Genomic DNA, 15237 nt, shown 5'->3' with positions numbered 1-15237 from the left:
TTTATCCATAAAAATAAGAAAACCTCCTCTTCAAACTTCATTTTTTTTCTTTTTTTAATTTCCCTTTTTATATTTTTGCACCACTATGGCAAAACAAGAAGATTTATTTAAGAATGTCGTTTCGCATGCAAAAGAATACGGATTTATTTTTCCGTCAAGCGAAGTGTACGATGGTTTAAGTGCGGTATATGATTACGCACAAAACGGAGTAGAATTAAAAAAGAACATACGCGAATATTGGTGGAAATCAATGGTTCAAATGAACGAAAACATCGTAGGACTTGACGCGGCTATATTGATGCACCCAACTACTTGGAAGGCATCGGGTCACGTGGATGCCTTCAACGATCCATTGATAGACAATAAAGATTCTAAAAAACGTTACAGAGCTGACGTTTTGATTGAAGATTATGCTGAAAAGCTAAACCAAAAAGCACAAAAAGAAATCGAAAAAGCAAGAACCCGTTTTGGTGATGCGTTCAACGAGCAGGAATTTGTGACCACCAACGCTAGAGTGATGGAATACAAAGCCAAAGAAAGACAAATTCTGGAAAGAATGGGACGTTCTTTGGGAGCTGGTGATTTGGATGACGTAAAAGCATTGATCGAGGAGTTGGAAATTGCCGATCCTGAAACTGGTTCAAGAAACTGGACAGACGTAAAACAATTCAACTTGATGTTTGGTACCAAATTAGGAGCATCTGCCGAAAATGCAATGGACTTATATTTGCGTCCGGAAACGGCTCAAGGTATCTTTGTTAACTTCCTAAACGTTCAAAAATCAGGAAGAATGAAAGTTCCTTTTGGAATTGCCCAAACTGGTAAAGCGTTTAGAAACGAAATCGTTGCGAGACAATTCATTTTCCGTATGCGTGAATTCGAACAAATGGAAATGCAATTTTTTGTACGTCCAGGCGAAGAGATGCAATGGTATGAACACTGGAAAACAACTCGTTTGAACTGGCATTTATCTCTTGGTTTAGGAAAAGAAAACTATCGTTTCCACGATCACGAAAAATTGGCTCACTATGCTAATGCCGCTGCCGACATCGAATTTAATTTCCCTTTTGGTTTCAAAGAGTTGGAAGGAATCCATTCCAGAACTGACTTTGACCTAAAAGCTCACGAACAATATTCAGGTAGAAAATTACAATATTTTGATCCGGAACTGAATGAAAACTACGTTCCCTATGTGGTAGAAACATCAGTGGGATTAGACAGAATGTTCTTGGCCGTTTTCGCAACTTCTCTAAAGGAAGAAACTTTGGAAGACGGATCAACAAGAACGGTATTAAAATTGCCGGCTGTTTTGGCTCCTACAAAAGCCGCTGTTCTTCCATTAATCAAAAGGGACGGATTGCCTGAAATTTCGAAACAAATAATCGACGATTTGAAATGGGATTTCAACGTAGCTTATGATGAAAAAGATGCTGTAGGAAGACGTTATAGAAGACAAGATGCTTTAGGAACTCCTTTCTGTATTACTGTAGATCATCAAACAATTGAAGACCAAACGGTAACCATTCGTCATAGAGATACTATGAAACAAGATCGTGTAAAAATCGCTGATTTGAAATCAATCATCGAGAACGAAGTTTCTATGAAAAACTGGTTAATGAAAATGTAATTAGGACATTATATAAACTTGAAAGTGCTTCTCGATTGAGGAGCACTTTTTTTGTTAAAACCATTGTATTTCTAAAAAATACATCTATCATCGCTTTTCTTATTTTACGCATATCTCAATGATTACTAAGTATTTGTAACTTTTTTCCTTAACAAAAAAATGCAATTCATCGTGTTTATTTGCAATTCATCGAAATGTATTAACATTCATTTTGTAGATATCAACAAATAAGTTTAAAAAAAGCTGATTTACGTAATTTTATTTTGTTGATATAGCATCAATTTCGTTTAAAAAATACCATTAGTTATTTTTTTTCATTTGCCCCAATGAATTATAAGAATTAACTAAAGCAACAATCTACCAAAAACACAGTTCGTAAAGAACAAACCTAACAGTAAAGCTATTAATGAATTATTCGTACATAATAATTGACGATGATCCAGAAAGTGTTTTGAAAACAAAAGCTATTGCTGACAGTTTTTCAGAGCTTAACTTTATAGCTGCTGCAGACAATTATTCAGATGCATTAAATCTAATTTTGGAGCATAATCCCAAATTAGTTTTTCTTGAGATAGATCCAGCCAACACAAAGAGTAACCTCTCATTAAACCTAATTGACGCTTTATATAGGTACTTGAATCGGATTCCCAAAATTATTATAACCACATCAAAAAAAGATCTTGCTTTTGAAGCCATCCAATACGAAGTAACTGATTATTTGATAAAACCATTGAAGAGCATCGATTTTATAAAGTTGACTTTAAAACTAAAAAAATCACATCTCGATGACGAAATTGTTTTAATTCAATCTCCAAACACGGAAGAGAACATTTCGCCAATCAAAGCTGCTGAAACAACAAACAAGAAAAAAAATCTCATTTTATGTATTAAATCGTATGGAGATCATCGTTATATCGATTCGAAAGATATTTGTTTTTTCCAAGCCGACAACAATTCAACAGATATTCATTTGAATAATGGAGAAGTAATCACCGCTTTCAAAACTTTAAAACATTTTGAAGCTGTTCTTACAAATCCTTTTATTCGAATCCATAACAGTTACATCATAAATCGCAATTATATTGCTAGAATTCACACGGGTAACTCCTTATGTTATATTAAAAATACCACCATAAAACTCCCATTTTCAAAGTCCTATAAGAAAAACATAGATTTCATTATTAGTGATTTTTCCAACGAAAATTACATAGAGATCTAAAAACTAGTCATTTACCCTAATTTGATATCCATTCACTAACGAACGAAGGACAATTACCACAAAGGTTTATTTATGTAAGATTTTTTAAAGTTTGCGATGTAGTTTTACATAAGAAATTCCTGCAAAAGGAAATTAAAAATGTAGAAACGTATAACAACATAAATTTTAGAAATCATGAAAAAAGCTACCTTATCTATCGGATTATTAACATTAGTTATGGTATTAACTTCTTTTACCACACCTGAAACAAAATCATTAAGAATTGCTGAAAATACTCTATCTTCTCCTATTGATGGAACTCAAGACGCTGGAAGAACTAGAAAAGTTGATGATTATATGAGCACACAGACCATGAAGCCTTCAATTCAAGTAACACAGATTGATGGAACTCAAGACGCTGGAAGAACTAGAAAAGTTGATTAAAACTAACAATAAAAATAGATTAAGGTTGTCATATTTTTGGCAACCTTTTTTTATGTTAAAAGATTTAGTATTTTTGATAGAAATCAAAAATTACTATTGAAAAATAATTACTTCATATTATACTTTCTTTTAGTCATTGTTATTAGTTGCAACAACAATAATGCAACTAAGGAAAGCTCAACATCTCTTTCAAAAGACAGTCTCACTTCTTACCTCACTTCAGCTAATAATGATCAACTGTCCTATGAACTGAAAAAAAAATACAATCAAAAAGCTTTCAGTATTATTATAAGTCAAAAAAATGATTCTCTTAATAAAGTAAACCTCTTTAAAGTAGCCAATCGTTATTATAATATGAATGATTTAAAGAGCTATTTTGAAACATCAAAACTCATTTTAGAACGCTCAGAAAAAAGCCTTGATACAATTAATATGGCTAAGGCATACACTTATTTAGGAGACTATTACGGTGCCAGGATAATCTCAGACAGTGCCTATCTAAACTATTATAAAGCCGAAAAACTTTATCTTCGACTTAATGATAATTACAACTTAGCGAAGACACTTTTTAGCAAAGCGATTTTACAATATAATGAAAGTGATTATTTTAATTGTGAAATAAACATCTTTAAAGCATTAAGATCCATTAAAGGAGAAAAATCAAAAGATTTTTTATATGAATGTTATAATCTATTGGGGATTTTATACAATGAAAGAGAAGAATACACTAAAGCTTTAGAATATCACAATAAAGCTTTACAGAGTCTAGATGATAAATCAACTCCTATAGAATTTCAATCCAAAGCAACTTCTTATAACAATATTGGTTGTGTTTACTTGAATTTAAAAAATTACAAAGAAGCCCAAATTTATTTTGAAAAAGGATTAAGAGAGCAAAATTTATTTATCGAAAAACCAAAATTATATGCAATGTTATTGGATAACTTGGCCTATGCAAAATTCAAGTTAAAATTACCGGATAATCTTAATCAATTTTATCGAGCTCTAAAAATTAGAGATAGCCTAAAAATTACATCAGGAATTATTGTGAGCAAAACCCGACTATCAGAATATTTTGCTGTAAAAAAAGACACTGTAAAAGCAATTCAATATGCCAAACAAGCTTTGGATTTATCACGTAAGTCTAATCGTTTGAGAAATATCTTAGAAACACTCAAACAAATAGGAACCGTAGATCCAAAAAATGCTTCTATTTATTCAAATGAATACATCCTTATCAACGATCGTTTACAAAAAGCGGAACGAAAAATGGGGGAAAAATTCTCCAGAATAGAATATGAAACGGATGAAATTAAAGTAGAAAACACAAATTTGGAGGGGCAAAACAAGAAGCTTCTGTTAATTTTCGGATCCTTTATAATCTTAGCAACATTATTGTACACCATTAAATCACAAAAGGTTAAACAACGAGAATTGTTATTCAAGCAACAGCAACAACAAGCCAATGCTGAAATTTATAACCTATTAATTAATCAACAAAACACTATTGAAATCAACAATATAAAAGAGAAAAAAAGAGTCGCAAGAGAATTGCACGATGGAGTTCTTGGCAGAATGTTTGGAATTAGGATCAATCTTGACAGTTTAAACAAAATCAATGACGAATCTGGTATCGAACAAAGGTTAAATTACTTGGCCGAACTCAAAAATATTGAACAAGATATTCGTGAAATTTCTCATAACTTAAATAGAGAAAAATCAGAATTAATCAATAATTTTGTAGCAATAGTTGCTAACCTGTTTGAAGAACAGAAAAAAACCTATCCAACTAAATTTATTGCTTACATTGACCCCTCGATAAAATGGGACTTGATTGACAATACTGTAAAGATTAACTTATACCGAATTCTTCAGGAATCTCTTCAAAATTGCAATAAATATGCAAAGGCTGAAACAATAAAAGTCGAATTTAAGAAGTTAGATAATCTTAGTTTATTATTAAAAATTAGTGATGATGGTGAAGGCTTCAATGTTAACAAAGCTAAAAAAGGCATCGGTCTCCAAAATATCAAAACAAGAACAATAGAATGTGAAGGAACCCTTGAAATAAAATCAAAAAAAGAAGAAGGCACATCAATTATAGTTACAATTCCAATTAAAAAAATACCAAAACCTACAACATAATGACAGTTGATTCAAAAGTGGAAAAATTAATTAAAAAAAACATTCTAATTGTAGATGACCATCCCTTTATAATTGACGGATATAAAAACGCCATTACACGTTACAAACCCGAAATTTATGATTATTCATTTACTCAAGGTAAAGACTGTGAATCAGGTTATAATATTATTTCAAATCCAGACACCCCCGCTTTCGACGTAGCCTTTTTAGATATAAGTATGCCTCCCTTTGAAGAAAAAGGAATTATTTCGGGTGAGGATTTAGCAAAATTAGTCATGAAATACATGCCCAATTGCAAAATTATTTTGCTCACTATGTACACGGAATTACTCAAAATAAAAAACATAATTGAAACTATAAATCCTGCGGGACTCGTTATAAAAAATGATTTAACTTTTGATGAATTGCTTTTTGGTTTTGATATTATTTTAAAAAATGAAATTTATTACAGTCATTCTGTGATTAAAATGGCAGAGCAAATCAATAATGATTTTGAAGAAATCGATCAATTTGACAAATTAATTTTGTTTCATATTTCCAAGGGAACTAAAATCAAGGACATTCCTCAATACGTTCCAATATCATTGGATGCTATTGAAAGTAGAAAAGTGAATCTAAAAGAATTATTTAAAATCGAAGACGGAAGTGATATCGATTTAATCAGGGAAGCAAAACTTAGAGGAATTATTTTTTAATCTTCTACATAAAAAAACGACACCTACTAAGTGTCGTTTCCTATTTTATTCATAATCTCATTATTCACTTATTGCATCCCAACCCCTGGCTTTCAAAGGAATTTTGGTATTAGCTCGAGTTACAAGATGAACACCTTCACTCTCTTGTGTCATGTGACCAATGATCGTCAAATTTGGATTTCCTTTTATTTTATCAAAATCTTCAATAGGTATCGTAAACAACAATTCATAATCTTCTCCCCCGTTGATGGCAACTGTTGTACTATCAATATTAAATTCTTCGCAAACATTAATCAACTGAGGATCCAAAGGCAATTTGTCTTCATATAAATTACATCCTACACCCGATTGCTTACATAAATGCATAATTTCCGAAGACAATCCATCGGAAATATCAATCATTGCTGTTGGTTTTATTTCCAAAGCATACAACAACGTTCGCACATCTGTACGCGCTTCAGGCTTCAATTGTCTCTCCACCAAATAAGCATAAGCATCTAAATCAGGTTGAGAATTTGGATTCACCTGAAAAACTTGCTTTTCTCGTTCTAATACTTGCAACCCCATATAAGCTGCTCCTATATCACCACTAACCACTAGCAAATCAGTATTTTTAGCACCGTTTCTATAAACAATTTCACTTTCATCTGCCTCACCAATAGCTGTAACACTTATAATCAATCCTTTTTGAGAAGAAGTTGTATCTCCTCCAATTAAATCAACTTTGTATTCTTTGGCCGCATAAGCAATTCCTTCGTATAATTCTTCCAATGCTTCCAATGGAAAACGATTGGATACCGCTATCGAAACCGTGATTTGTGTTGGTTTCGCATTCATCGCGCAAATATCAGACACATTAACCACCACGGATTTATATCCTAAATGTTTTAGTGGTACGTAAGCTAAATCGAAATGCACACCTTCAATCAATAAATCAGTCGAAACAACTACTTTCTTATCTTTAAAATCCAACACAGCTGCATCATCTCCAATCCCTTTTAACGAGGACGACTGTGTGATTTCGAAGTTTTTCGTCAAATGGTCTATTAAACCAAATTCTCCCAACTGGGCAATACTAGTTCGTTGCGGGTTTTTATCTTCAATCATTTTATTTATCGCTTTTTTGGTTTTACCAAGGTTGCAAAGGTACAAACTTGAAAATTCAATAACTATAAACCTGACCGCGATTATTATTTTTTTGGAGCAGAAACATTTGTCATTTTAAGAAGTATCTTCCCGTTTTTCGCTGCAATCTTGTAAACTGAACCCCAGTTTACAAGGATTTCCACTTCAACCGGGGCTAAAGTTCAACATTCTGCTTTTTCACAGGAATAAAAAAAATCAATAATAGGACTCCGTTTTATAATTGTCAATATTTTTTTGCACCTTTAATATCTAAAAAACACATCAAAATGAACTCATACGATATCATCACCCTCACCGTAAATCCAGCTTTGGACAAAAGCACCCATTTTAAAGGTTTGGTCGCCGAACAAAAAATACGCTGTTCAGAACCTAGATTTGATGCCGGAGGTGGCGGAATAAACGTTTCCAAAGCCATATCACGATTAGGAGGTAATTCACTAGCCGTATTTACTTCGGGAGGACCTCTGGGAAAAATGTTGGAAGAATTGGTTGCCAATGAATTTATCGCCTTTCAAGCCGTTCCCGTTCAATCCTGGACAAGGGAAAGTTTTGTTGCCGTTGATGATAATACCAATTCACAATATCGTTTTGGTTTTACCGGAGGAAAAATAACCGATGATGAAGAAAAAGCGGTACTCCAAGCTATAACCAACTTAAAACCAAAATTCCTCGTTGCCAGCGGAAGTCTAAACGAAGGTTTACCAGCCGATTTTTATCAAAAAGTGGCCGAAATTGCCAAAAAATCAAATTCAAAATTAATAGTGGATACTTCAGGCGAAGCCTTGGAAAAAGTCTTGGAAACTGGAGCTTACCTCATCAAACCCAATGTTGGTGAATTGGCTAAATTAATCGGCGTTGAACGACTGGAAATGGAGGAAGTCAACGAAGCTGCCAAGCAAATAATTGCCAAAGGCGGCGCTGAAATTATAGTGGTTTCACTAGGCCCGCAAGGTGCAGTCCTTGTGACCAAAGACAATTATGAGTTTGTCCCTGCCCCAAATGTTGCTAAAAGAAGTACTGTTGGCGCCGGAGACAGCATGGTTGGCGGGATGGTTTGGGCGCTTTCGCAAAATAAAAGCATGAAAGAAGTAATCCGTTGGGGCGTAGCCTGCGGGTCTGCAGCTACGATGAACGAAGGAACCCAATTATTTAAGGGCTCTGATGCGCAACGATTATTTGATTGGTTGAAGGATAAATAAAAATATTATGTAAATACGTTTTGTAGAGGCGCACTGCAGTGCGCCTCTACAAAACGTATTGGTGCAAATATAAAAATTAAAAAAGCTGATACTTTTTTTTAAATCATCAGTTCTGTCTTTCTTCTTTACTCTTTCTTCAATTTTCTAAAAAAAATAAAAACCTGCTGACAAACTGTTGTCACCGGCCCCCTCTAATTTTGAAGTATTAAAATTTAAAACTTTAAAATTATGAAAACATTAGCAGCACAAGTTATTACTCCTGAAGATTTATTAAAACACTGGCAAGGACATCGCACCTTGACACGCCGTGTAATAGAATTGTTTCCTGAAAAAGATTTCTTCGAATTTTCAATTGGTGGCATGAGACCATTTTCAAAATTGGCTGACGAACTTTTGGCAATTGCAGCACCAGCTTTAAAAGGCATTGTAAATAGAGATGTTCAGCCTTATAATCCAGAAGAAGGAAAATTAATTTTCAAAGCACAGTATCTTGAGAAATGGGATGAGGCTACAGCAGAAATCAACTCATATTGGGAGAAACTATCAATAGAAGATTTCAACGAAACTTTCAATTTATTTGGGCAATACGAATTCCCAATTATCCATAACATTTTATATTTTATTGATAATGAAGTACATCATCGCGGTCAAGGCTACGTTTATTTAAGAGCATTAGGTATTGATCCACCTTTTTTCTGGGATAGATAAAATTTCAAGGCTCCTAAGATGAATTTCATTTTAGGAGCTTTTTTATAAAAGCCGTTGTCTATTCAATTCCAATAATTCCAGAATTCTGGTTTTTAATTTTTCAGGTTCCAATATGGTCGCGTAATCTCCAAACATCATATACCAGCGCGCAAATCCTTCCAAAGTATCACGAGACATAAAAGTCATTTCGATTTTACCATCAATTTCCTGTTCAGAAACAAAGCCGTGGTATTTTCGCTCGTACGCTAAGTAATTAACTATTCTTTTCTCTACTAGAATTCTAACTTTAGTGGTCGAAACGTTTTTGTTTTTATCCAAATAAGTTTCCAATGCATCGTGTTCCAATGAAAAAGGAATTTCCGTTTTTTGGATTCCATGAACACGGTCAGCTCGAAATTGCCTGTAATCTTTGCGTAAATGACAATAGCCCAAAACGTACCAATTGTTATTATCGTGAAAAACGCCCACAGGTTCGATATGACGCACAGTAATTCCTTCAGATTGAATAGCTTCATACGAAAGAATAACTTGTGTTTTCTCGGCAATACTTTCAAAAAGTGTGGCTAAAGTATTGGGGGATTTGTCATTAAAAAGCTTCTCAGAAGACTGCATCAAAACATTCGATTCAATGCTCGAAACCCAATCCTTATCATCGCTTCGAAGTACCGCTTTTAGTTTATACATCGCCGAAGCATAATGATTTCCAAGAGCTGTGTCAGTGAATTTCTGCATTAATTTTTCGGCAGCGATGAAACTGCTCGCTTCCTCACGGGTAAACATTACGGGAGGCAATCGGTAGCCATCCATTAAGGCATAACCAACTCCCGCTTCACTGTAAATAGGAACTCCGGATGCTTCCAAGGTTCGAATATCACGATAAATAGTCCGTAAACTTACTTCAAAACGATCGGCTAATTCCTGTGCTTTTACAATCTTTTTGGATTGCAATTGAATCAAAATAGCTACAATACGGTCAAATCGTTTCGGGGTTTCGTCGAGCATTTTTTAAGTTTTCTGAAATTGAAAGGGGCTAAGGTAATAAGTTTAAGGATATCTGAAATTGAATTAAAAACAAAAAAACCTGACAATATTTTACATCATCAGGTTCACTCTATATTCTTTACTCTTTCTTCTATTTTCTAAAAAAGATTAATCATTCAACTTCAATACCGCCATAAACGCTTCCTGCGGAATTTCAACGTTTCCTACTTGGCGCATACGTTTTTTACCTTTTTTCTGCTTTTCCAAAAGTTTACGCTTACGCGAAATATCACCACCGTAACATTTTGCTGTAACGTCTTTACGAAGCGCTTTAATGGTTTCACGAGCAATAATTTTTGCTCCAATCGCAGCCTGAATCGGAATATCAAACTGTTGTCTCGGAATCAGCTCACGCAATTTCTCGGTCATTTTTTTACCAATGTTGTAAGCGTTGCTTTCGTGAATCAGAGCAGAAAGAGCATCAACTTGATTAGCGTTCAATAATACATCCAGTTTTACCAGTTTAGAAGCGCGCATTCCAATTGGAGAGTAATCAAAAGACGCATAGCCTTTGGAAACCGTTTTCAATCGATCATAAAAATCGAATACAATTTCGGCCAATGGCATGTCAAAATTCAATTCTACACGTTCCGTAGTCAAATACGTTTGATTCGTGATAATACCACGTTTTTCAATACACAAACTCATAACGTTTCCAACGAAATCAGCTTTAGTAATGATAGTCGCTTTGATGAAAGGTTCTTCCACACGATCCAGTTTTGACGGTTCCGGCAAATCGGATGGATTGTTAACTATAATCGCTGTTTCAGGATCTTTTTTGGTGTAAGCCAAATACGAAACGTTCGGAACTGTAGTAATTACCGTCATATCGAACTCGCGCTCCAAACGTTCCTGAATGATTTCCATGTGCAGCATTCCCAAGAATCCGCAACGGAAACCAAACCCTAAAGCCGCCGAACTTTCAGGAGCAAACACCAGCGAAGCATCGTTCAGCTGCAGTTTTTCCATCGAAGCTCTCAGCTCTTCAAAATCTTCAGTATCTACAGGGTAAATTCCGGCAAAAACCATTGGTTTTACATCCTCAAAACCCGTAATCATATTAGTTGTAGGCGTTTTGGCATCAGTAATAGTATCCCCTACTTTTACTTCTTTGGCTTCCTTAATTCCAGAAATCAAATACCCAACATCTCCTGTCGAAATCACACTTTTTGGAACCTGATTCAATTTCAATGTTCCTACTTCATCGGCAAAATATTCATTGCCGGTAGCCATAAATTTAATTTTTTGGCCTTTCTTTATTTCACCGTTTACAACTCTAAAAATAACTTCAATTCCTCTAAAAGGATTATAATGTGAGTCAAAAATCAAAGCCTGCAAAGGCTCTTCTTTATTTCCTTTCGGCGCCGGAACTTTTTCAATAATCGCAGCCAAAATATTCTCCACACCAAAACCGGTTTTCCCCGAAGCATGAATAATATCTTCCAGTTTACAGCCAAGCAAATCAATAATATCGTCGCTTACCTCCTCAGGATTGGCACTCGGCAAATCTACTTTGTTCAAAACAGGAATAATTTCCAAGTCATTCTCCAAAGCCAAATACAAGTTAGAAATCGTCTGCGCCTGAATACTCTGTGCAGCATCCACAATCAATAATGCACCTTCACAAGCAGCAATCGAACGCGAAACTTCATAAGAGAAATCCACGTGACCGGGAGTATCAATCAGGTTCAGAATGTATTCTTCCCCTTTATATTTATATTCCATCTGTATCGCATGACTCTTAATCGTGATTCCTCGTTCACGCTCCAAGTCCATATTGTCCAGCAGCTGCGCCTTTTCTTCACGAGCCGTTACCGTTTGGGTAGCACCCAATAATCGGTCAGCCAATGTGCTTTTTCCGTGGTCAATGTGTGCAATAATGCAAAAATTCCTAATATGTTTCATCTATAATGATCTCTATGTTATTCCGAACAGCCACAGGCTGTTCTCCTCTTAATATCAAATCTCACGCAATGCCTTAAAAAGACAATTAATCTGCAAATATAGTCTAAATTCAACAGTTTCAAAGTATCACAATAGGAAACTCAAGCATTTACGCAAAGTCTTTCAGAATTGTAATACATATACCTCTAAATTCACCAAAACAGTGCTCAAAATCAGGTTTTTAACCCCCTATTATCAGTTGGACTATTTTCTATTCGTTTAAAAGTTGTAATTTTGCAAAAAATTTCAAGGACGATGATTAAGATTGGCAACATAGAATTACCGGATTTCCCATTATTACTTGCACCTATGGAGGACGTGAGCGATCCGCCATTCCGCAGATTGTGCAAAATGCATGGTGCCGATTTAATGTACTCCGAATTTATTTCTTCTGAAGGATTAATTCGTGACGCCATCAAAAGCCGAATGAAATTGGACATCTTCGATTATGAAAGACCTGTAGGAATCCAAATTTTTGGAGGAGACGAAGAAGCAATGGCATTATCGTCCAAAATTGTTTCTACCGTAAATCCGGATTTAATAGACATCAATTTTGGTTGTCCTGTAAAAAAAGTAGTCTGCAAAGGTGCCGGTGCCGGAGTTTTAAAAGACGTAAATTTAATGGTTCGTTTGACGAAAGCCGTTATCGACAGCACACATTTGCCGGTTACCGTAAAAACTCGTTTGGGTTGGGACGACAACTCCATAAATATAGACGAAGTTGCCGAACGTTTACAGGATATTGGTGTAGCCGCTTTGAGCATTCACGCCAGAACCCGTGCGCAAATGTACAAAGGCCATTCTGACTGGTCACACATCGCCCGCGTCAAAAATAACCCTAGAATTACCATGCCTATTTTCGGAAACGGCGATATCGATTCTCCCGAAAAAGCATTGCATTATAAAAACGAATACGGCATCGACGGAATAATGATTGGCCGTGCCGCCATTGGCTATCCTTGGATTTTCAATGAAATAAAACATTACTTCAAAACAGGGGAGCATTTGCCAAAACCAACAGTTGCCGACAGAGTTGAAGCAGTTCGCAATCACCTTACTTGGGCAATGCAATGGAAAGGCGAAAGACTTGGAATAGTAGAAACACGTCCTCATTACACCAATTATTTTAAAGGAATTCATTCTTTCAAAACCTATAGACAAAAACTAGTAACCCTAGACCATCCAGAAGAATTATTTGCTCATTTGAATGAGATTGAAGAAGCCTATGTAGGTTATGAGGTTGTTTAAAAAACAGTAATAGATTAATCGCATTTTAGTTTTTGAAACCAAAAAAACCAATTGCTCCCTTTTAGCCCCGGTTGAAGTGGAAATCCTTGTGGGCCGGGGTTCGGCACACAAGATTACAACGAAAAACGGGAACCATGCTTACAAAAAAGCCATTGTTTCTGCTGCAAAAAAAAGAATAAAGTTAATCGAGTAGTTTTTTGCTCACTCGGCTGCTCGCAATAAGTGAGGCAATAAAGCCAAGCGTGACAATTGTCGTCATGACAATCAGTACGTTTTCAATCGTAAAAACCACTGGATAAGCAAGCGTTGGAGTTATCATTACCAATTCATATTGTTGCTGCAACACAACGAATACAATTCCTAACAATAATCCTATAATTCCACCGAAAACACTCAACAAAGTTCCCTGTAGTAAAAATATATTGCGTAAATCTTTTATGCCGGTTCCTAGATTAAAAAGCGTTTTCAAGTTTCCTTTTTTATCCAAAATCATCATGATAAGCGCACCGATCAAATTAAAAAGCGCCACCACAATCACCAATGTAAATATCAAATAAACCGCTATGTTTTCGGTATTCAGCATTTTATACAAGGCTTCATTAAGTTGTTCCTTGTCTCTTATCGTAATTTTATTCTTAAAAATGGATTTAAGTTTTGAAATTACTGCACTTTCATCGGCGCCCTTTTTCAATTTAATTTCAAGCCCCGAAATCTGATTGTCCTTATATTCCAATAATTCCTGAGCCAAACCTAAATCGGCAAACACGTATTTGGAATCTAAATCCTCACTAATGGCATAAATCCCTACTGGAAAAAGATCGGTTTTATTAAAAGCCTCATCAGGATTTTCGATAGTTCCCTTACCAGGTCTTGGAACAAAAACCTCGAAAGCGTTTTTGTAATCGAGTAGTCCCATCGAAAATTTTTGAGCAATACCATACCCAACTACAACCTGAAAAGTATTCGGTTCCAGCCATTGCCCATTATATATTTTTTTGTCAAAATGACTAACCGTAGTGTAAAGGGAATCTACTCCTTTTAGATAGGTCACTTCCTGTTTACCGTTGAAAGTAAACAACACTCGTTCTTCAACTATTTTCGAAAATGAAGCCAAGCCTTCAATTGCAGCAATCTCTTTTTCCTGTTTTGGCACAATAAAAAAAGATTTCCCAAGCGTACTGCTTACTTTAAGATCCGGATCGATATCATTGGTAAACGAAAGGCTAAACTCTTTCAATCCGGTAAAAACTGAGAGCACGACAAATAATGCCATTGCTCCCACAATAATTCCCATACTGGCAATACGATTGATGATATTAATAGCATTGTTTTTACTTTTGCTAAAAATATATCGCTTGGCTATGTAAAGAGGAAAATTCAAATCTTATGAATGTCTGCGTTTTTCCAATAAGTCTCTATTCTCTATCGGATTTTCCTTATTTGCTAATGCATTATCAATCTTCTCGATATAATCCAAAGAATCATCAATAAAGAAAACCAAATTAGGCACTTTGCGCAATTGCAAACGTACTCTTTGGGACAAGTCATGCTTAATCAAAGACGTATTTGTTTTTATTGCCTCCAGGGTTTCCTTAGCTTTCTCCTGAGGAAAAATACTTAAATACACCGAAGCCACAGACAAATCCGTAGTCACCGAAACCTTGGATACCGAAATTATCAAATTCGTAATTCCGTTTTTTCTCACTTCACCTTGCAAGATATCAACCAAATCTTTTTGGAGAACTCCGCCTATTTTTTTCTGTCTATTTGTTTCCATAGTGCAAAAATACTATTTTTTGAGAGACCAACCCACAAAGTCTCAAACTCATAAAGTTTTTTATA

At 35.1% G+C, this 15237-nt stretch carries 13 protein-coding genes; 8 read left to right on the top strand and 5 right to left on the bottom strand.

Going from position 1 to position 15237, the window contains the following annotated elements; translation table 11 throughout:
* The first annotated feature begins 85 nt into the window (after positions 1-85).
* The 5 genes from OZP12_RS03230 (at position 86) to OZP12_RS03210 (ending at position 6109) form a co-directional block, all read left to right on the top strand.
* Positions 86-1627, top strand: a complete 1542-nt coding sequence (locus tag OZP12_RS03230; protein ID WP_281227616.1) for a glycine--tRNA ligase — start codon at positions 86-88, stop codon at positions 1625-1627.
* A 406-nt stretch (positions 1628-2033) separates the two neighbouring features.
* Positions 2034-2846 (top strand): LytR/AlgR family response regulator transcription factor, encoded by an 813-nt coding sequence (locus OZP12_RS03225; protein ID WP_281227615.1) that lies wholly within the window; start codon positions 2034-2036, stop codon positions 2844-2846.
* A gap of 174 nt (positions 2847-3020) precedes the next feature.
* On the top strand, positions 3021-3269 hold the full coding sequence (locus OZP12_RS03220; RefSeq protein WP_281227614.1) for a 3-oxoacyl-ACP reductase: 249 nt from the start codon (positions 3021-3023) through the stop codon (positions 3267-3269).
* A 96-nt stretch (positions 3270-3365) separates the two neighbouring features.
* Positions 3366-5414, top strand: a complete 2049-nt coding sequence (locus tag OZP12_RS03215) for a tetratricopeptide repeat-containing sensor histidine kinase (protein WP_281227613.1) — start codon at positions 3366-3368, stop codon at positions 5412-5414.
* A complete protein-coding gene (locus tag OZP12_RS03210; RefSeq protein WP_281227612.1) occupies positions 5414-6109 on the top strand; it encodes a response regulator in 696 nt (231 codons plus the stop codon). Before OZP12_RS03215 ends, OZP12_RS03210 begins: the two co-directional genes overlap by 1 nt.
* A gap of 60 nt (positions 6110-6169) precedes the next feature.
* Here OZP12_RS03210 and thiL read toward each other — a convergent pair whose 3' ends face one another.
* Positions 6170-7216 (bottom strand): thiamine-phosphate kinase, encoded by a 1047-nt coding sequence (thiL, locus tag OZP12_RS03205; RefSeq protein WP_281227611.1) that lies wholly within the window; start codon positions 7214-7216, stop codon positions 6170-6172.
* Between the two features lie 305 nt (positions 7217-7521).
* Between thiL and OZP12_RS03200 the strand changes: the two genes are divergently transcribed.
* Both OZP12_RS03200 and OZP12_RS03195 read left to right on the top strand, forming a co-directional pair.
* Positions 7522-8454, top strand: a complete 933-nt coding sequence (locus OZP12_RS03200; RefSeq protein WP_281227610.1) for a 1-phosphofructokinase family hexose kinase — start codon at positions 7522-7524, stop codon at positions 8452-8454.
* Between the two features lie 228 nt (positions 8455-8682).
* On the top strand, positions 8683-9162 hold the full coding sequence (locus OZP12_RS03195) for a DinB family protein (protein WP_281227609.1): 480 nt from the start codon (positions 8683-8685) through the stop codon (positions 9160-9162).
* 42 nt (positions 9163-9204) lie between these two features.
* Here OZP12_RS03195 and OZP12_RS03190 read toward each other — a convergent pair whose 3' ends face one another.
* Positions 9205-10164: a helix-turn-helix transcriptional regulator gene (locus OZP12_RS03190; RefSeq protein WP_281227608.1), complete on the bottom strand. Its 960-nt coding sequence runs from the start codon at positions 10162-10164 to the stop codon at positions 9205-9207.
* Between the two features lie 147 nt (positions 10165-10311).
* Positions 10312-12108, bottom strand: a complete 1797-nt coding sequence (gene lepA / locus OZP12_RS03185; RefSeq protein WP_281227607.1) for a translation elongation factor 4 — start codon at positions 12106-12108, stop codon at positions 10312-10314.
* 294 nt (positions 12109-12402) lie between these two features.
* On the opposite strand from lepA, the gene dusB reads away from it, so the two are divergent.
* Complete coding sequence (gene dusB / locus OZP12_RS03180) at positions 12403-13395, top strand: tRNA dihydrouridine synthase DusB (protein WP_281227606.1); 993 nt, start codon at positions 12403-12405, stop codon at positions 13393-13395.
* Between the two features lie 181 nt (positions 13396-13576).
* On the opposite strand, the gene OZP12_RS03175 is transcribed toward dusB, so the two are convergent.
* Positions 13577-14776, bottom strand: coding sequence for an ABC transporter permease (locus tag OZP12_RS03175; protein WP_281227605.1), 1200 nt, complete (start codon positions 14774-14776; stop codon positions 13577-13579).
* 3 nt (positions 14777-14779) lie between these two features.
* Positions 14780-15172, bottom strand: a complete 393-nt coding sequence (rbfA, locus tag OZP12_RS03170; RefSeq protein ID WP_281227604.1) for a 30S ribosome-binding factor RbfA — start codon at positions 15170-15172, stop codon at positions 14780-14782.
* Between the last annotated feature and the right edge of the window lie 65 nt (positions 15173-15237).

This window comes from Flavobacterium aquiphilum, assembly GCF_027111335.1.
Classification (GTDB): domain Bacteria; phylum Bacteroidota; class Bacteroidia; order Flavobacteriales; family Flavobacteriaceae; genus Flavobacterium; species Flavobacterium aquiphilum.
The sequence above is the reverse complement of the archived record's forward strand: the minus strand, read 5'-3'. Positions and strand labels throughout refer to the sequence as shown.

Excerpts from the sequence above, each read along its gene's own strand:
- OZP12_RS03230 (WP_281227616.1), top strand. The coding sequence starts at position 86 with ATGGCAAAACAAGAAGATTTATTTAAGAATGTCGTTTCGCATGCAAAA.
- OZP12_RS03225 (WP_281227615.1), top strand. The coding sequence starts at position 2,034 with ATGAATTATTCGTACATAATAATTGACGATGATCCAGAAAGTGTTTTG.
- OZP12_RS03220 (WP_281227614.1), top strand. The coding sequence starts at position 3,021 with ATGAAAAAAGCTACCTTATCTATCGGATTATTAACATTAGTTATGGTA.
- OZP12_RS03210 (WP_281227612.1), top strand. The coding sequence starts at position 5,414 with ATGACAGTTGATTCAAAAGTGGAAAAATTAATTAAAAAAAACATTCTA.
- thiL (WP_281227611.1), bottom strand. The coding sequence starts at position 7,216 with ATGATTGAAGATAAAAACCCGCAACGAACTAGTATTGCCCAGTTGGGA.
- OZP12_RS03200 (WP_281227610.1), top strand. The coding sequence starts at position 7,522 with ATGAACTCATACGATATCATCACCCTCACCGTAAATCCAGCTTTGGAC.
- OZP12_RS03195 (WP_281227609.1), top strand. The coding sequence starts at position 8,683 with ATGAAAACATTAGCAGCACAAGTTATTACTCCTGAAGATTTATTAAAA.
- OZP12_RS03190 (WP_281227608.1), bottom strand. The coding sequence starts at position 10,164 with ATGCTCGACGAAACCCCGAAACGATTTGACCGTATTGTAGCTATTTTG.
- lepA (WP_281227607.1), bottom strand. The coding sequence starts at position 12,108 with ATGAAACATATTAGGAATTTTTGCATTATTGCACACATTGACCACGGA.
- dusB (WP_281227606.1), top strand. The coding sequence starts at position 12,403 with ATGATTAAGATTGGCAACATAGAATTACCGGATTTCCCATTATTACTT.
- rbfA (WP_281227604.1), bottom strand. The coding sequence starts at position 15,172 with ATGGAAACAAATAGACAGAAAAAAATAGGCGGAGTTCTCCAAAAAGAT.